13 protein-coding genes are annotated in these 16,732 nt (G+C 67.0%); 2 read left to right on the top strand and 11 right to left on the bottom strand.

The window, feature by feature from the left end:
* Nucleotides 1–24 precede the first annotated feature (24 nt).
* From AC1DEL_RS01515 to AC1DEL_RS01505, 3 genes are all read right to left on the bottom strand, one after another.
* Nucleotides 25–1,566: a methyl-accepting chemotaxis protein gene (locus tag AC1DEL_RS01515; RefSeq protein ID WP_092293761.1), complete on the bottom strand. Its 1,542-nt coding sequence runs from the start codon at nucleotides 1,564–1,566 to the stop codon at nucleotides 25–27.
* Between the two features lie 236 nt (nucleotides 1,567–1,802).
* Nucleotides 1,803–3,065 carry an MFS transporter gene (locus AC1DEL_RS01510; protein ID WP_092293763.1) on the bottom strand — a complete coding sequence of 421 codons (1,263 nt, stop codon included), beginning with the start codon at nucleotides 3,063–3,065 and terminating at the stop codon, nucleotides 1,803–1,805.
* 153 nt (nucleotides 3,066–3,218) lie between these two features.
* Nucleotides 3,219–3,452, bottom strand: a complete 234-nt coding sequence (locus AC1DEL_RS01505; RefSeq protein ID WP_092293765.1) for a CDP-diacylglycerol pyrophosphatase — start codon at nucleotides 3,450–3,452, stop codon at nucleotides 3,219–3,221.
* Nucleotides 3,453–3,733: 281 nt separating this feature from the next.
* Here AC1DEL_RS01505 and AC1DEL_RS01500 point away from each other — a divergent pair, with 281 nt between their 5' ends.
* Nucleotides 3,734–4,783 carry a phytoene/squalene synthase family protein gene (locus AC1DEL_RS01500; protein ID WP_477125067.1) on the top strand — a complete coding sequence of 350 codons (1,050 nt, stop codon included), beginning with the start codon at nucleotides 3,734–3,736 and terminating at the stop codon, nucleotides 4,781–4,783.
* Between the two features lie 69 nt (nucleotides 4,784–4,852).
* On the opposite strand, the gene AC1DEL_RS01495 is transcribed toward AC1DEL_RS01500, so the two are convergent.
* The 3 genes from AC1DEL_RS01495 to AC1DEL_RS01485 all read right to left on the bottom strand — a co-directional run bounded on the left by AC1DEL_RS01495 (nucleotide 4,853) and on the right by AC1DEL_RS01485 (nucleotide 7,546).
* Complete coding sequence (locus tag AC1DEL_RS01495; protein WP_092293769.1) at nucleotides 4,853–5,164, bottom strand: hypothetical protein; 312 nt, start codon at nucleotides 5,162–5,164, stop codon at nucleotides 4,853–4,855.
* A 191-nt stretch (nucleotides 5,165–5,355) separates the two neighbouring features.
* Nucleotides 5,356–6,132: a 3-hydroxybutyrate dehydrogenase gene (locus tag AC1DEL_RS01490; RefSeq protein WP_441591372.1), complete on the bottom strand. Its 777-nt coding sequence runs from the start codon at nucleotides 6,130–6,132 to the stop codon at nucleotides 5,356–5,358.
* Nucleotides 6,133–6,154: 22 nt separating this feature from the next.
* A complete protein-coding gene (locus AC1DEL_RS01485) occupies nucleotides 6,155–7,546 on the bottom strand; it encodes a GntP family permease (RefSeq protein ID WP_092293773.1) in 1,392 nt (463 codons plus the stop codon).
* A 257-nt stretch (nucleotides 7,547–7,803) separates the two neighbouring features.
* On the opposite strand from AC1DEL_RS01485, the gene AC1DEL_RS01480 reads away from it, so the two are divergent.
* Nucleotides 7,804–9,306, top strand: coding sequence for a sigma-54 interaction domain-containing protein (locus AC1DEL_RS01480; protein ID WP_092293775.1), 1,503 nt, complete (start codon nucleotides 7,804–7,806; stop codon nucleotides 9,304–9,306).
* Nucleotides 9,307–9,319: 13 nt separating this feature from the next.
* On the opposite strand, the gene AC1DEL_RS01475 is transcribed toward AC1DEL_RS01480, so the two are convergent.
* The 5 genes from AC1DEL_RS01475 to AC1DEL_RS01455 all read right to left on the bottom strand — a co-directional run bounded on the left by AC1DEL_RS01475 (nucleotide 9,320) and on the right by AC1DEL_RS01455 (nucleotide 16,695).
* Nucleotides 9,320–9,730: an FKBP-type peptidyl-prolyl cis-trans isomerase gene (locus AC1DEL_RS01475; RefSeq protein ID WP_092293777.1), complete on the bottom strand. Its 411-nt coding sequence runs from the start codon at nucleotides 9,728–9,730 to the stop codon at nucleotides 9,320–9,322.
* A 78-nt stretch (nucleotides 9,731–9,808) separates the two neighbouring features.
* Nucleotides 9,809–10,441 (bottom strand): DotU family type IV/VI secretion system protein, encoded by a 633-nt coding sequence (locus AC1DEL_RS01470; RefSeq protein WP_092293779.1) that lies wholly within the window; start codon nucleotides 10,439–10,441, stop codon nucleotides 9,809–9,811.
* Nucleotides 10,438–13,815 (bottom strand): DUF6531 domain-containing protein, encoded by a 3,378-nt coding sequence (locus tag AC1DEL_RS01465; protein WP_477125068.1) that lies wholly within the window; start codon nucleotides 13,813–13,815, stop codon nucleotides 10,438–10,440. The genes AC1DEL_RS01470 and AC1DEL_RS01465 overlap by 4 nt, the downstream gene beginning before the upstream one ends.
* 8 nt (nucleotides 13,816–13,823) lie before the next feature.
* Nucleotides 13,824–14,090: a PAAR domain-containing protein gene (locus tag AC1DEL_RS01460; protein ID WP_092293783.1), complete on the bottom strand. Its 267-nt coding sequence runs from the start codon at nucleotides 14,088–14,090 to the stop codon at nucleotides 13,824–13,826.
* Nucleotides 14,091–14,166: 76 nt separating this feature from the next.
* Nucleotides 14,167–16,695, bottom strand: a complete 2,529-nt coding sequence (locus AC1DEL_RS01455; RefSeq protein ID WP_477125069.1) for a type VI secretion system Vgr family protein — start codon at nucleotides 16,693–16,695, stop codon at nucleotides 14,167–14,169.
* Between the last annotated feature and the right edge of the window lie 37 nt (nucleotides 16,696–16,732).

Below are 16,732 nucleotides of genomic sequence, written 5' to 3'. Positions count from 1 at the left end.
TCCTGCTGCCGCTCAGGAGTCCACTTAGGCGGCCAGGCGGAAGGTAGACACGGCTTCCTTCAGGCGCTGGGCCTGCTCTTCGAGCGAGCCCGCCGCCGCAGCGGCCTGCTCCACCAGCGCCGCGTTCTGCTGCGTCACGGTGTCCATCTGCGTGACCGCCAGGTTCACCTGCTCGATACCGGCGCTCTGCTCGGCCGAGGCCGCGCTGATTTCCCCCATGATGTCCGTCACACGCTTCACGGCGCTGACGATCTGCTCCATGGTCTCGCCGGCGCGCGCCACCAGTTGCGAGCCGCGCTCCACACGATCCGCCGAATCCCCGATCAACGACTTGATTTCCTTGGCCGCCGTGGCCGAACGCTGCGCCAGGCTGCGCACCTCGCCCGCCACCACCGCGAAGCCACGGCCCTGCTCGCCGGCACGGGCCGCTTCCACGGCCGCGTTCAGCGCCAGGATGTTGGTCTGGAAGGCGATGCCCTCGATGACCGAGATGATGTCCACCACCTTGCGCGAGGACACGTTGATCTCGTCCATCGTGTGGACCACCTGCCCCACCACGTCGCCACCCTGCGTCGCCACTTCCGACGCATTCACGGCCAGCGCGCTGGCCTGCTTGGCGCTGTCGGCGTTCTGGCGGACGATGCTGGTCAGCTCCTCCATGCTGGAGGCCGTTTCCTGCAGCGACGACGCCTGCTCTTCGGTACGCTGCGAGAGGTCCGTGTTGCCGGCCGCGATCTGGCTCGTGCCCGTGGCAATCGCCTCGGTGCCGTAGCGCACTTCGGTGACGATGCCGAGGATGTTGTCGTTCATCTCGCGCAGCGCTTCGAGCAGCTGGCCGGTCTCGTCGTGGCTATCCACCTCGATCTGGCTGGTCAGGTCGCCTGCCGCCACGGTGCGCGCAAAGCCCACCGCACGGTGCAGCGGGCGCGTGATGCCGATGGTCAGCCACCACGCAAACGCCACGCCAATACCCAGCGCCACCACGCCCAGCGTGATCAGGCCGTTACGCGCGCTGCGGTAGATGCCGTTGATTTCCTCGGCCGTGCTGTCGATGGCCGCGCGCTGGATGTCCAGCAACTTCTGAATCTCACCCAGGTAGGCATCGCCGGCCGGCACGAATTCGGTCTCGAGGACCTTGTTCGCCTCGTCGGTCTGCCCGTCCTTCTTGAGCTTGGTGATCTTGTCGCGCGAGTCGTTGTACGGGTTGCGCACAACAAGAATGCGCTGGAACGCCGCCTTCTCGGCCTCGGACGTCATGACCGGGTCGAGCTTCTCGCGCAGCTTGGCGATCGCCTCGACCGAATACTTGGTCTCGGCCGCGAAGAAGGTGCCGAGCGAGGGGTCGGCGCTACGCGCCACGGCGGTCGTGCGGCGCACGCTCGCGTACATCAGCCGGTACCAGTCACTGACCAGCCGTTCCTTGGCCAGCGGCTGCTGCATCATTTCGTGCGTGCGGCCGGCCACTTCCTGGAGGCGCAGCACGCCCACCACGGTCATGAGTGTGGATAGCATCAAGACCACGCCAAAGCCAATGCCAAGGCGAACACCAATACCAAGATTCTTCATTTCTTCTACCTGATTGCACACTGGTGGGTGACCGTGCGCGCCCGCATGGCGCCCGGCCGCTCTCTCTCCGGTGCCCCGTCGCGCGAATGAACGCACGACCGGACATTGGATGGCTTAACGGCATCGGGTAGCAGAAGCTTGAGAAATTTCTCAGGGAAAACGCGCATTGCGGACGTTGCCCGCCCGTGGGCAGAGGACATCCCACATCGCGGAACGCAGCGCGGTCCTGTCGGGATCTAGCGCGGCTGGGCCGCGACCGAGGTCCGGCTGAAGGCGTACGGCACCAGCGCCAGCGCTACCAGTACGGCCGCCGTGAGAAAAATCGCGCCGTAGGTATCGCCTTCCGCCCATTGGCGCGTGTGGCCGACATTGGCGATCAGCCCGAAGCCCCAAGAGGTCAGCGCGGAACCAAGGAAGACAAAGGTATTGAGCACGCCCAGCCCGCGCCCGCGCGACGGCGCCGGAATCAGCGCGCGGCCCTGGGCCATGACCAGCGGATGCAACATGCCGATGGTCGACACCAGCGCCATCAGGCCCACGCCGGACACGATCCCGCTGTCCGGCCAGGCCCACAGCAGCAGCCCGCCCACCATCGACAGGGCGCCCCAGCCGAAGATGGTCGCCTTCAGGGACGTGCCGCGCACCAGCACCGGCAGCAGGAAGGCGGTCAGGAAGCCCGCCAGGCTCAACAGCGTCAGCGCCACGCCGCGCGTGCCCGCGTTGAGATGGTAGACATCGGCCAGATACGGCCCGCTCCAGGCATTCCGGAACGCCGTGCCGGCGGCCATCGCCACGCACATCGGAATCAGCAGCCACAGCGAGCCCATGCCGAGCAGCCGCGCGCTATCGGTCAGCATCGCGCCCATCGGCACATTGCGTGCCTCGGCGTGGCCTTCGTCGCGCACCACGCGCCAGACGCCGTAGCAGACGGCCGCCATGCAAATGGCCGAGAGCCCCATCGCCGGCCGCCAGCCCACATGCTGCGAGGCCCAGCCCAGCGGGGCCGTGGCGCACAGCGCGCCAACCATCCCCAGCGCGTTGGATCGGCTGACCACGCGCATGTACTGTTTTTCCGAGAGTTGCTCGGACGCGTAGTGGAGCAACCCCATGAAGACCGGCGCGCAGGCCAGACCGAGGCCCATCTGGGCGAGCATGGCGACCGTGGCGTTGGGCGCCGCCGCGAACGCGACGCCGGACAACGCGCCCACGCCGAGCAGCCACGCCGTGGGGCGGCCCACGCCGAAACGGTCGAACGCCAGCCCGACCGGAATCTGCGCCACCGCGAAAGCCAGGAAAAAGCACGACGACAGGGCCCCGTAGCCCGCGGGCGACAGTTGGAAGTCGTGCTGGAGTTCAGGCGCGATCACCGCGAGGCAGCTGCGATAGAACTGGCTCAGGATGAAGGCGAACGTGAGAAACGTGATGCCGCGCCGGGTCGTGGCGTCGGGGGTCGTGCTGGGGCTTTCCTCGGGGAAAGTCGAAATATGAGGGCGATGCAACGCGATGACTCGTGGCTGTCGGGGGGCAGCCGGCCATTTTACGCGCGCGGTTCGCTCGGTATTCGCAGGAATGCAATAAATCGTGCGAACTACGGCACGCCATTCCGCCTGGCGAAACCTGGAGAGCAGCCTAAGGCCTCGGCGCCCTGGACATCAGCGGGCCGAGCGGCCGCCGTAGAACGTTCCCGTGCGCGGATTGGAGATGTGGTACGCCTGGCTGATCGCCCAGCGTTGCGCGGCCAGAAAGGCTTCCGGCTCACGTTGTGTCCAGGCGCTGACCATCAGCGGCGAGGCGTCTTCCTCGGTGTTAGGGTAGACGGCCGCCCGGTGCACCGCCGCCCTGTCGGGCGATCCGGGAATCGTCGTGGTTCGAATCGTGACTTGCATCAACGCAGTTCCTAGAGCCCAGATGCCGAAAATTATGCGCGGATCGGCGTGACATTGCCATGACCACGTGATGACAGCCACGCGCACATGTATGGTGCACGCCCCATTGGTGGGGACTGCCGCGCCGGCGCTGGCTTTGCGGGTGGTGTGGCGCCGTGTTGACGTGGTGCGCGCGCCACGCCGACGCCATCCTGGTGTGGCCCGGGCGGCTACAATGCGCCTGCGCCGCATCCGGGCCCATTCGGCCCGCTCATCCCGCCTCCACCGCTTTATGCCGTTTTATGCCAATTCCTGACCGGGTTTTCCTGCTCGGCCCGCTGCTGAAGGGAGTGTCCCGCTCGTTCTACCTGACGCTGCGCATCCTGCCCGCCGGCATGCGCGACCCCGTGGGGCTCGCCTACCTGCTGGCCCGCGCGGCGGACACCATCGCCGATACCGCGCTGATTCCCCCGCCGCAGCGGCTGGACCTGCTGCTGGGGCTGCGCGCCCGCGTGAACGGTGCCGATGACGGGGGCGAACTGGTCCGCCGGCTGGCCGCCGAGGTCGCCAGCCAGCAAAGCCTGTCGGACGAAAAGGTGCTGCTGGAGTCGATCGGCCCGGCGCTAGACGTGCTCGACCAGTTGCCCGAGGCCGACCGCACCGCCGTGCGCGGCATCGTGACCACGCTGACCGAAGGCATGGAATTCGACCTGCGCACCTTCCCGGACGAAGGCTCCGGGCAGGTCGCGGCACTGGCCACCATGACCGATCTCGACCGGTATACCTATCTGGTGGCCGGCTGCGTGGGCGAGTTCTGGACCACGATGACCTACCGGCATCAGCCGGGCACGCTGCAGGCGCCGGCCGAACTGATGCTGCGCCGGGGCGTGCGCTTCGGCAAGGCGCTGCAGATGGTCAACGTGCTGCGCGACTGCGGCAAGGACCTGCGCATCGGGCGCTGCTACCTGCCGACTGAGTTGCTGGACCGGCACGGGCTGTCGTCGGCGGATCTGCTGGACCCGGCCAACAGCCGCCGTGCCCGGCCGATGCTGGCGGAGGGCGTGCGCGTGGCGCTCGACCATTTCCGCGAAGCCATCGCCTACACGCTGGCCATCCCGCGCACGGCCGTGCGGCTGCGGCTGGCCTGCATCTGGCCGATCCTGATCGGGCTGGAAACGCTGCTGTTGCTGGTGGACAACGACGCCTGGCTCGATCCGGCGCGCGTCTCCAAAGTCCCGCGCGGCAAGGTCTACCAGGTGCTGGCGGGCAGTCTTCCGTGCGTGATGATCGATACTGCGCTGCGGGGCTGGATGGAAGGGCTGGTCTCGCGCATCGAGGCTCGTCTGGCCTGAGGGTCGACGTCCCGCCAAAAAACAAACGGCCCGCACTCGGCGGGCCGTTTTCATCTGACGTGCAAGCCGTTACTTCGCGGCTTCGGCCGGCGCCTTCTTGGGCGCCTTGGTGGACTTCTTCGTGGTGCTCTTGGTGTCGGTCAGCGCCGACCCCGTGCTCTTGGCACCCTGGGTGTACGGATCGAACTTGTCGCCAGCGCGCGCGGTATCAGGTACGTAGCCATCCTTGTTGGTGGCACGAGCCGGATCCGGCACATAGCCGTCCTTGTTCGTGGTCCGCATATTGTAGTCGTAGCGATCGGCGGGATTCGCCGGACCTGCCGCGAGCACGACGCCCGGAACCAACGTTGCAATGGCCAATACCATGGTGATCGACTTCATCGATGCCTCCTGACGGAATGTGGAAGATCGCGCGTCCAGGACGCACGTGCCAAGGTTAAGCCTATCCCGATGGGCGCCAAAGCGCCATGGCATTCGCACGTGAATTGTTGTAAAGCACTGGCGCGGCGCAGCAAGGGCGCGAGCGCCCTCACGGCCACCGCCGCCCGCTTTTTGACCGCTTTTTTGCCCCCTTATTGGGCAGTCCAGCCGCCGTCCGCCGCCCAGGCGGCGCCACGCACTTCGTCGCCCAGCGGCGAGCACAGCATCGCCACGATCCCGCCCAACTGGCGCGGCGTGACGAACTGCCCGGACGGCTGCTTGTCCGCCAGCAGCCGGGCCTGCGCCGCCTCGGCCGAGATGCCATCCCGCGCCGCGATGTCCGCGATCTGCTGCGCCACCAGCGGCGTCAGCACGAAGCCCGGGCAGATCGCATTGCACGTGACGCCGGTACCGGCCGTCTCGAGCGCGGTGACCTTGGTCAGGCCCACCAGCCCGTGCTTGGCCGCCACGTAGGCCGACTTGCCCGCCGAGCCCACCAGCCCGTGCACGGACGCGATATTGACGATGCGACCCCAGTTCCGTGCACGCATGCCGGGCAGCGCGTGGCGGATCGTATGGAAGCTGGAGGTCAGGTTGATGGCGAGGATGTCGTCCCACTTCTCCGCCGGGAACGCCTCCACTGGTGCCACGTGCTGGATGCCAGCGTTGTTCACCAGCACATCCACGCCGCCAAAGCGCGCCTGCGCCGCGGCCACCATCGCCGCGATCTCGTCGGGCTTGCGCATGTCGGCCGGATGGTGGATGGCCTGCACGCCGGTTGCCGCGAGGCTGGCCAGCGCGGCGTCCACATCGCCGAAACCGTTCAGGACGATATTGGCGCCAGCCTCGGCCAGCGCCTGTGCAATGCCCAGCCCGATGCCGCTCGTCGAGCCGGTCACCAGGGCGGTCTTGCCTTGCAAATGGGTCAGATTGTTCATGATCGCGCCTCGCTCAGACCAGGCCGGTCATGTAGTACACCGCGATGACGAAGAACACCGCCAGCGTCTTGATCACGGTGATGGCGAAGATATCGCGGTACGACTCGCGGTGCGTGAGGCCCGTAACCGCCAGCAGCGTGATCACGGCGCCGTTGTGCGGCAGCGTGTCCATGCCGCCGCTGGCCATCGACACCACGCGGTGCAGCACTTCCAGCGGAATCTGGGCGGCCTGCGCACCATGGATGAAGGCGTCGGACATTGCAGCCAGCGCGATGCTCATGCCGCCCGAGGCCGAGCCGGTGATACCGGCCAGTGTGCTGACCGAGATGGCCGCGTTGACCAGCGGGTTGGGAATGCTGCGCAGCGCATCGCTAACCACGAGGAAACCCGGCAGCGCGGCGATCACACCGCCGAAGCCGTACTCCGATGCCGTGTTCATCGATGCCAGCAGCGCGCCCCCGACGGCGCCCTTGGTGCCTTCGGCAAAACGCTCCCGCACGGCGCCGAACGCGGTGACGAGCACCACCACGATGCCCAGCAGCAGCGCGCCCTCGACCGCCCAGATGGCCGTGACGCTCGCCACCTTGGTCTCGATCGGCTTGGCCAGGCCCGGCAGCGACACGCTGTTGGCCGGCCCATACCAGAGCGGGATCATCCGCGTCAGCCAGAAATTCGACACACCCACCACGAGCAGCGGCAGGATGGCCAGCAGCGGCGGCGGCAGCTTGCCGCCTTCCACGCGCTGCGGCTCGTTGAGCAGGTTGGTGCCGTAGCCCTCCCCCCGCGCAGCAGCCGAACGGCGGCGCCACTCGAGGTAGCTCAGGCCCACCGCGATGATGAACAGCGAGCCGATCACGCCGAGGATCGGGGCGGCCCACGCCGTGGTGTTGAAGAAGTTCGACGGGATGATGTTCTGGATCTGCGGCGTGCCCGGCAGCGAATCCATCGTGAACGAGAACGCGCCCAGCGCGATCGCCCCCGGCATCAGCCGCTTGGGGATGTTGCTCTGGCGATAGAGTTCGGCCGCGAACGGGTAGACGGCGAAGACCACCACGAACAGCGACACGCCGCCATAGGTCAGCAACGCGCAGACCGCCACGATCACTGCATTGGCCCGCGAGCGCCCGATATAGCGGATGGCCGCGGCGACGATGGACTCGGAAAAGCCGGACAGTTCGATCACCTTGCCGAACACCGCGCCGAGCAGGAACACCGGGAAATAGAGCTTCACGAACCCGACCATCTTCTCCATGAAGATGCCCGTGAACACCGGCGCCACGGCGGACGGATCGGTCAACAGTACGGCGCCAAGCGCCGCCAGGGGTGCAAACAGGATGACGCTGTAGCCGCGATAGGCGGCAAACATCAGGAACGCCAGGGCGGCGATCACCACGACAAAAGACATGAGGTCTCCAGAATTTGTTCTTGAACCGACGCTGCTGAGCGGCCATGGAAGAGCCGTCGCGCGCGGATTGCCCCTGGCTTGTCAGGCATCGGGGGCGGCTTGAGTTCGCAGGATGTGTGCCATACGCCATACGAGGCGAATGCATCACTTATTGACGTTTTTGTCTCGATTCATGGATTCAAACCTGCTATCGACGCATGCAAATCTCGCTTGTGAGACACTCGCCGTCTCCCCATCGAGACAACGAGATCGGCAGCATGCAGAAAATAGCGGAGCCGGGCGGTGCCCTGCTGCTGGACTACGACTACGTGGCGCGTCGCGCCATGGCCTCGCTGTTCCGCACGTTCGAGAATTTCAGCGAAGGCACGTTCGTCGTGGACGACCACGCGCGCGTGGTCTGGATCAACAAGCGCTACGCGGCGCGCTTCGGGTTTTCGAACCCGCAGGAGGCCATCGGCCGCGACTGCGAGCAGGTGATTCCCAACAGCCTGATGCGCGAGGTGGTGACCACCGGCAAGCCGATCCTGCTCGACATCCTGGAGACGGACAGCGACACGATGATCGTCACGCGCCTGCCGATCAAGGACGACGATGGGCGCACGATCGGCGCGGTGGGCTTCGCGCTGTTCGACGAACTGAAGTCGCTGACGCCGCTGTTCGCGCACTACTCGCGCGTACAGGCCGAGCTGGCCGCAGCGCGCCGCTCGCTCGACCAGGCCCGCCGCGCGAAGTACACCTTCGCCAGCTTCATCGGCACCAGCCCGGCGGCGCAGGAGGTCAAGCGCCAGGCCCGGCGCGCGGCGCGCGTGGAGTCGCCGGTGCTGCTGCTTGGCGAGACGGGCACTGGCAAGGAGTTGCTCGCGCATGGTATCCACGCCGGCTCTACGCGCGCCGAGCAGCCTCTTGTCACCGTGAACGTGGCGGCCATTCCCGAGACGCTGCTGGAGGTCGAGTTCTTCGGCGCGGCGCCGGGCGCCTACACGGGCGTGGACCGCAAGGGCCGCATCGGCAAGTTCGAACTGGCGGACGGCGGCACGCTGCTGCTCGACGAGGTGGGGGACATGCCGCTGATGCTCCAGAGCAAGCTGCTCCGGGCGTTGCAGGACAAGGAATTCGAGCCCCTCGGCTCCAACCGCATCGTGCGCGCCGATGTGCGGATCATCGCGGCCACGTCGGCCGACCTGCCGGCGCTGGTCGCGGCGGGCAAGTTCCGCGCCGATCTCTACTACCGGCTCAACGTCCTGACGATCGAACTGCCGCCACTACGCGAGCGGCGGGCCGACCTGCTGCTGCTGGCCAACGCGATCATCGAGGAACTGTGCATCAAGGCCGATCGCAACCCGCCCGGGCTGCGCCAGGACGCGTTGCAACTGCTTGGGGAATATGACTGGCCCGGCAACGTGCGCGAGTTGCACAACGTGCTGGAGCGTGTCGTGATGCTGTGCGACGAGGATTCGATCGACGCGACCACTCTCGCCCCGCTGCTGGACCGCCGCTTGCCGGCGACCCTGCCGTCAAGCGTACCAGCGAGCCTGGAAGCCCCCGTCGCGCCGGCGAAGGTGACGACGGTTGTGCCGACGGCACCCGAACCCCCGCCGCAAACCTACGCGGCGGCGATGGCCGGCTTCGAGGCCGCCTTCCTGCAACAGGCGCTGGACGCCTGCGGCGGCCGGGTGGCCGACGCCGCCACGCGGATCGGCATCAGCCGCGCCGCGTTCTACAAGAAGCTCGCGGCGCTGAAGCCGGCTTCGGTGACCTGATCAGGCGACCTGATCAGCCGCCGATGCCGAGCAGTTCCACTTCGAAGTTCAGCGTGGCGTTCGGCGGGATCGTACCCGGCACGCCGCGTGCACCGTAGGCGCTGGCCGACGGGCAGGTCAGCTTGGCCTTGCCGCCCACTTGCATCTTCTGCACGCCCTCGGTCCAGCACGGAATCACGCGATTCAGCGGGAACGAGATCGGCTGGCCGCGCTTGTACGAACTATCGAACTCCGTGCCATCGGTCAGCGTGCCACGGTAGTGCACCTTGACGGTATCGGAAGCCTTGGGCGAGGCGCCCGTGCCCTTGGTCACGTGCTGGATCACCACGCCGGACGGCAGCGTCTCGGAAGCCGGTGCGGCGGCCTGGGCAACGCCTGCGCCAGCGAGCGTGACGGCGGCAAGAATCAGGGAAAGAGTCTTCATGGGAATCTGTCGTGTCAGTGTGTTTGGAAATTGGCGCCGGCAGCGCGCGCGAGGCCAGCCGGCAGTGTACCCGAGGCATCATCCGACCACGAACAGCCCGACGATGAAGTACGCGAGCGAGAGCGACAGCGCCAGCGCAACCAGCACCACGGCAATTCCTCGCCATGGCATCGTGCGGCGGCGCCGCTCCGGGTTAGCGACCGAAGCTGGCATCGTCTCCTCCGCCTCTGCCGGTACGAGCGCCGGCCGGACGCGCGGCGCGGTGTCTGGCAATGGCGCGCCGTGCTCGTCCCGCAGCCCCCGGGCGACCAGCGCCGCGATCACCGCCAGTGCGTGCGTGCCCATGTCCGGCGCTTCACGCAAGCGCAGGATCCACGTCCGGCATTGCTGCCCGGTATCGGCGCTGCCGTAGTACTCGCGCAGCAGGCTGTCCTGCAGCCATACGCCCCGGCAACTGCCCGACGCGCCCTGCACACGACTGCCCGCCTGATCCAGCGCGGTGCAGAAGCAGTAGTGCACCGCCTGCACGGCGTCGACCGGCAGGTTCACCGCGTTGCCCGCCCGCCGCAGGTGGACGAGCTGTTTGCGGGATTCGCGCTTGAGCCATTCCATCCGCGCCATCGACTTCAGCTCCGGCGACAGTTCATCGAGGATGCGAAACAGCGGCTGGGCGAGATGGAGCAGGAGATTGCCTCCCCAATAGTGGGTCATCCCCAGTCCTTCTCTGCGCCGGAGGCGATCATGGCGTGCCGCCGCGCGGTATCCGCCACGGTCCAGTAGTCGTCCGCCATGGCCGGCCCTTGCGCGTGCGGCGATGGCGCCGGCTTCGCCGTGGGTGCCCGGTACGCATAGGGGTTGACGCCATCGCCGCCGCGACGGTCCGGGCTCAGGTAGCGGCCGATGTCGGGGTCATAGACACGCCGGCCGTGCCAATGCAGCCCGGTTTCGTCATCGGCGAACTGGCCCGCGAGCCGCAGCGGCTGCCCGCCGGCGACTGCCGGGCCATCTTGGGCCAGCAGCCGGCCCAGCGCCGTGTAGCGGCCAGACCAGACCTCCGCGCCCGCCTCGTCGGTCAACGCCACGGCGGTGCCGGCGACGTCGGTCTGGTAATGCAGGAACCGCATGGCCCCGGGCTGGCCGGCAGCATCGAGCGGCTGGTCGATGCAGGTCAAGGGCACGTCGCCGCCAGAGCCTTGCCCCGCCGGCACATAGAGATAGGTCCGTACGCGGTCTGCCTCGAGTATCTGCCGCAAGGTGTCGTCGTGCCAGACGAAGCGCGTGATGCGCGGCGGCGTGGCTGGCAACGCGCGGCCCGGCGCCTGCCGGACCGTCACAGTCCGCTCGATGCAACGGCCCAGCGCGTCGTACTGGTAGCGCACGAGCCGGTCGCGCACGCGCACGGCAATCAGGTGGCCTTCGGCGTCCCATTCCAGTGCCATTGCGTCGCGATTGCCTGACTTCGCTATGACCTGCCCCCACGCGTCGTACTCATACCGCCAGCCCGCAAATTCGGTCAGCCGGTGATTGTCACGCCGCACCGGACCCACCAGGCTCCGCGATGGGTCTAACTGCGTGCCCGCGCCGTCCCAGCTGAAGCGTTCAATGCCGAGATCGTCGGTCACGCGCCGCAGCAGGTTGCCGCTGCGGTCATAGTCGAGGTGGGTGGTGCCATATCGGTGATCGACGGTCTGTACTACCTTGCCGCCAGCGCCGTAACTGACCGCGCGCCAGAGCCGAAGATCTTCCGGCACGATCTCGCGCTCGGCGGTCTCGCTGTGCAGCACCGCGCGCCACCACAGCGGCGCGCCGATGGCGTCGTAGCCCGTATAGGTCAGCAGGTCGCCCTGCATGCGAACCACTTCGCGCTGCATGGGGTCGAAAGCAAACTCCGCGACGTGCTGGCCGTCGATCCCGATCAACGTCACCATCCCCGTGTCGTCGCGCGTGATCTGCACGGTCTGCTGTTGGGGCAGCAGCACCCCAATCAGGCGACCGGCGTCATCGTAGCCAAAGCGGAGCTTGCTGTGCGGGCCTTCCTCGGACAAGGGCTTGCCCATCTCGTCATGCGTGTAGCGGACGGCTGTCTCGACGATCCCCAGCGCCTCGCCCTCAGCGGTGGGCGTGCGCGACACGGCCTGGAGATGACCATCGGCGGCATAGTCGAACCGATACCGACTGTGCGTGGTGTCGCGCCCCACGAGACGGCCAAGGGGATCGTACGAGTACACCTCGCGCCGCACCTGCCCGCCGGCACTCGCTGTCAGCGTGGCGAGCGCGCCGCTGTCCGTGTAGGTGAAGTCCTGCGTTACGCCGTTCTCGTCGGTCGACCGGCTCGGACGGCCCACAGCATCCCATTCGAACGTCTGGACCGCCCCATTGCCGCTCGTGGTGCGCACGCGCCGGCCGTGCGCGTCGTAGGCATGCGCGATTGCGTGCCCCTCTTCGTTGATCTCGCGCAGGACACGACCGCGCCCATCGCGCTCCCACGCCCGGCCCTGGCCGTCGGCGCCGACATACTGGGTGCGCTGACCGAGCGCATTCCAGTCATGACGCTCATCGCTGCCATCGGCGCGCGTCAGCTGGAGCGGCCAACCGTGGCCGTTGCATGCGAAGCGTGTGATGCCGCCCGCCGCGTCGCACAGCGCGGTGACTTGGTTGTCCGCGCCATAGGTCAGGTCGAAGGTACGGCCCTCCGCATCGGTCTGCCGGATCACCCGACCGGCGGCGTCCCGCTCGAATTGAACCGTTGCACCGTCGGCGCCGGTGCGACGGATGATCCAGCCGTGCGCGTCGTACACCGTGGCCACTTTGCCTTCCGGCGTATTGTGCTGCGTCGGCTGGAGGCTGTCATCGCGAATCCACGACCAGTTCTGGCCGGCGGAATCTTTCACCATCAGTGGCTCGAGCGTGCTGAAGGTGTAGTGGGTCTGGCGCCATCGGCCGGCGGAATCGGTCTCCTTGACCACGCGCGAGAGGTTGTCCAGTGTGAGCACGATCCGACGCTCACCCGGCAGTTCCAGCGCGACTGGCCAGTGCGAGCGGCTGTACTGGAACGCATACTGCCGGCGATCGAAGTCACGGAAGCCGACCACGCAACCGCGCGCGTCGTAGCGCCAGCGCGCCGTGTGCCCGAACACATCGGTGACGTCGCAGGTGCGCGATGCAGTGTCGTATGTGAACTGTTCGCGTGCCCCGGCATCGGTGCTGCGCTCGACCACACGCGCGCGGTCTCCATCGGCCTCCCATACGTAGCGTGTCACGCCGCCGAGAGCGCCGACTTGCTCGACCATGCGCCCGCCGCGGTAGCCGTAACGCCGGGTCGTGGCACCCGTGCGGTCCTCGACCCGCGCGAGCCGTTCGTCATCATCGTAGTGATAGTGCACGAGCATGCCGGCAGGCCCTGTCCCTACACGCTCAATGGCGGACAGGCGCCGGCTGTCGCCGGCATAGTGCATCTGCAAGACGTCACCGCACGTGCTGCCAAGCCGGTCCAAGCGTCCCGAGGCATCCCGGATGCAGCCGATGCGTTCGCCGGCATAGTCCTCGATGTACTTCAGCCGCGCGATGCCTTGCGCGTCGAACTTCTCGAAGACGCGATAGCACGGCGTGAAATCGGCCACGACCATCGTGCCGTCCGACAGGCACGCCAGGTGCAGCCGTTCGGACAGCACTGTCACGCGCGTGCCAGGCTGCGGATCGGGCACGTCGATCGTGCGCCCGTGCTCATCGGCGTAGATCAGCCGATCGCCCTGCCGGTGCAGCGTCACCTCCCAACGCACGCGCCAGCCGACGCCCAGCGCCCCTTCCGCGGCCAGTGCGCCGGAATAGAAGCGCGACCAGCGCAGCGGCAGGCGCGCCGGCAGCGTGAAATCCGTCTCGTGCGCCGGGAGGCAGATCTTGTCGCCAGACAGGACATCGATCTCGCCCCACAGCAGGCCGGACAGCGCGCGACGAACACCGTACCGCGCCGCCATCTCCGCTTCGTGACCATGGAATCGCCCGGCAAAAGGACGCGTTGCCACGGCATCGAGTTCCTTCGCCCGGAACAGGTCGAGCAGGCTGCCCAGTTCACTGATGGCCGACATGTCCGCCCTCAACCCCCGACGAATACGTTAGGGGAGCCATTCGCGACTGGCGCGCCGCAGCCGGACACGCCGCCGACCATGGAGGCCGGCATGTTATTGATGAATACCGTGGACGAGCCTTTCGCCAATGATCCGCCTCCGTGCAGCGAGCACGAACAACTGCTCCCGCACGCGATAGCGGCGGGCACCCCGTTGATAAAGACATTGCCGGATCCCGACGTGATCGACCCTCCGTGGCCGATCGCGTCACCCAATCGCGCAGCTGGCGTTCCCATATGTGCTTCCTTTCAGAATCGAGTGATGGCCCGGTGACGGATGTCACCGGGGCGAGCAGGTTCTCGCCTTCCGCCGTTATGGCTCTGGCGTCGTTGGCGTCGGCGTCGGAATCGGCGGCGTCGGCGTCGGTGGGGGCGGGGTGGGCGTCGGCGACGGTGGCGTCGGTCCGGTTGGCCCAGTCGGCCCGGTTGGCCCTGTCGACCCGGTTGGCCCTGTCGACCCGGTTGGCCCTGTCGACCCCGTTGGCCCCGTTGGCCCGGTTGGCCCGGTTGGCCCGGTTGGCCCGGTTGGCCCGGTTGGCCCGGTTGGCCCGGTTGGCCCGGTTGGCCCGGTTGGCCCGGTTGGCCCGGTTGGCCCGGTTGGCCCGGTTGGCCCTGTTGGCCCTGTTGCCCCGGTTACGCCGGTTGCCCCAGTTACGCCGGTTGCGCCAGTTCCCCCCGTTGCGCCACTCGGCCCCGGCGGTCCCGGTATCTGCTTGGCATTGGCGCGGGAGCCGAGGCCGAGCATGGGCACCACAATCGGTACCGACGGTGCGGCCAGGCCGATCGCGAAGAAGCCACCGCCACCGCCTCCGCCGCCGCTCTTCTTCTTGCCGTCGCCCGGGTTCAAGTCCAGTTGCGTGCCCTGGATGACAATCTTGTTGCCCACGAGCTTGATCGTTCCGTCGCTGGCCATCGACAGCGACGATTCCCCGCAGGTCAGCGACAAGGCCGAACCGGCACTGACGGCCATCGCCTTGCCGATGCTCACCAGATAGGCGCCGCCCACCGAATAGGTCGATGCCAAGGCCACGTTGACCGCCGATATGCCACCGATGCTCATGGAATAGGCAGCGCCGACGGTATGGACCGATCCGCCCGCCACGTTGGTGGCATACAGTGCGCCAACGCCAAGGTTGAAGTTGGCACCCACGCCCATCGCCAGGTCCATACCGACGGTTTTCGTCTCGTTCCGCTTCGTCAGGCTGACCATGTCGCGCTCGGCCTGCTGGTAGAACTCCTCCATGCCGGCCTTGTCCTCGAACCGGACGCCGTTGTAGTTGTCCGGCCCGCCACCTGGCGTCTGGCTTTTGAAGCCGCTCTTGGTGGCGCTGGCGGGCAGGTCCCAGGGCGGCTGCGTCGCATTGTTATAGAGACTGCCAGTGACCAGCGGCCGATCCGGGTCGCCATTCATGAAGTTGATAATCACCTCATGGCCGACGCGCGGGATATAGATGCTGCCGAACTTGGCGCCGGCCCAGGCCTGCACCACGCGCACCCAGCATGAGTCCGACTCGTCGTTGCGCGCGTAGCGGTCCCAAAGGAAACGCACCTTGATGCGGCCGAATTCGTCAGTCCAGACCGTGGAGCCCGGCGGGCCGACCACGATGGCCGATTGCGGACCGTGGGTATTGGGTTTGGCCGTCGTGCGGGGCATGCGGAACACCTCGCTGGTGGGCTGCACCTCAAGCTCGTTCCGGCATTGGTACTGATAACCGGCGCCCGATTCGTCGGCAACCTCCGTCAGCATCAGTGTCGATTCCACCACGAGATACTCGCGGTTCGCCCCACGGTGCGCATGACGGGCGAGCACGAAGGTCTCGCCACAAGCCACGCCACGGACGTTCCCATGGCCGAACGCGCGCACACCTTCCGCGCGGGCCTCTTCCATGCGGACACGACTGATCATGTCGCCATGACGCGCGTCAGTAAAGTCACTCGGCCATTCGAACACGTCCCGGTCGGCCCATGTCGTGCGGCGAGGCTGCTGATTGGCTTGCAGCAGCCTCGCCCGCGAGCGTGTGAAGTCGTAGTCGTCCACTTCCACGCGGCCGGTACGCAGCGCCTCATGCACGGAGAACGCCGCGATGTGTTCGATGTCGATCTTGTCGTCGTTCGGGTGGTATTCGATCTGGTGATAAGACTCGCTGCGCACGCGGCGGTGCGCACCGATGTGGTCGCACAGCACGAGCCGGTGTTTGCCGTCCGAATGCTCGAAGAACCAGTAGATGCCCCATTCCTCCATCAGCCGCTGGATGAAGTTGAAGTCCGTCTCGCCATACTGGACCTGGAACTTGCGCGGGTCGTTGCGCTCGGATTCGCTCGTCAGCGCGTACTTGCCCACGTCGAGCCGCTTCTCCACCGGGTAGGGATAGTCAGCCAGAACGTCGTCGATGATCTCGAGTACGGTCTTGTCCTGGTAGATCTTGAAGTCGTTGGTCAGCGTGGCCAGCCACAGCCAGGGCCGCAACACCACGCGATAAACGTTGTACCGCCCCTCCTGGTGCAGGTAGCCGGCAGAGACCACAAGCCCGCTGATCTCGCGCGTGCCGCGCCCCACCTGCTCGCTGGGCGCCTTCCCGCTTCCGTCGATCTGAATCGAGAGCGTCATCTCCTTGCCGACCAACGCCTTCAGGTCAAGGTTCGCGCTCGCCGCCAGCGGCAGCTGGTAGTCGTCCGGCGTGCGCAACTGCACCTCGTACTCAAACAATCGGCCAAGCCGCTCCGTGCCATGGACCTGCAGGAACTCGAGGGCCGGCAAGCCGGCCACCTTGGGCATGGCGGCGCTGCGGATCGCCACGGTACGATTCTGCGAGGCAACGCCGTTCAAGAATTCAGTAGCCATTTCTTCCCTATTGCAATCACCAGTCTGTTTCCATCGT

This window comes from Cupriavidus sp. 10L43_2, from assembly GCF_056395265.1.
Note: the sequence above shows the minus strand (reverse complement) of the source record. Positions and strands in the feature narration are given on the sequence as shown.

What these genes read in the sequence shown, in the direction of transcription:
- AC1DEL_RS01515 (WP_092293761.1), bottom strand. Translation starts at nt 1,566, where the DNA reads ATGAAGAATCTTGGTATTGGTGTTCGCCTTGGCATTGGCTTTGGCGTG.
- AC1DEL_RS01505 (WP_092293765.1), bottom strand. Translation starts at nt 3,452, where the DNA reads ATGCAAGTCACGATTCGAACCACGACGATTCCCGGATCGCCCGACAGG.
- AC1DEL_RS01500 (WP_477125067.1), top strand. Translation starts at nt 3,734, where the DNA reads ATGCCAATTCCTGACCGGGTTTTCCTGCTCGGCCCGCTGCTGAAGGGA.
- AC1DEL_RS01495 (WP_092293769.1), bottom strand. Translation starts at nt 5,164, where the DNA reads ATGAAGTCGATCACCATGGTATTGGCCATTGCAACGTTGGTTCCGGGC.
- AC1DEL_RS01485 (WP_092293773.1), bottom strand. Translation starts at nt 7,546, where the DNA reads ATGTCTTTTGTCGTGGTGATCGCCGCCCTGGCGTTCCTGATGTTTGCC.
- AC1DEL_RS01480 (WP_092293775.1), top strand. Translation starts at nt 7,804, where the DNA reads ATGCAGAAAATAGCGGAGCCGGGCGGTGCCCTGCTGCTGGACTACGAC.
- AC1DEL_RS01475 (WP_092293777.1), bottom strand. Translation starts at nt 9,730, where the DNA reads ATGAAGACTCTTTCCCTGATTCTTGCCGCCGTCACGCTCGCTGGCGCA.
- AC1DEL_RS01470 (WP_092293779.1), bottom strand. Translation starts at nt 10,441, where the DNA reads ATGACCCACTATTGGGGAGGCAATCTCCTGCTCCATCTCGCCCAGCCG.
- AC1DEL_RS01465 (WP_477125068.1), bottom strand. Translation starts at nt 13,815, where the DNA reads ATGTCGGCCATCAGTGAACTGGGCAGCCTGCTCGACCTGTTCCGGGCG.
- AC1DEL_RS01460 (WP_092293783.1), bottom strand. Translation starts at nt 14,090, where the DNA reads ATGGGAACGCCAGCTGCGCGATTGGGTGACGCGATCGGCCACGGAGGG.
- AC1DEL_RS01455 (WP_477125069.1), bottom strand. Translation starts at nt 16,695, where the DNA reads ATGGCTACTGAATTCTTGAACGGCGTTGCCTCGCAGAATCGTACCGTG.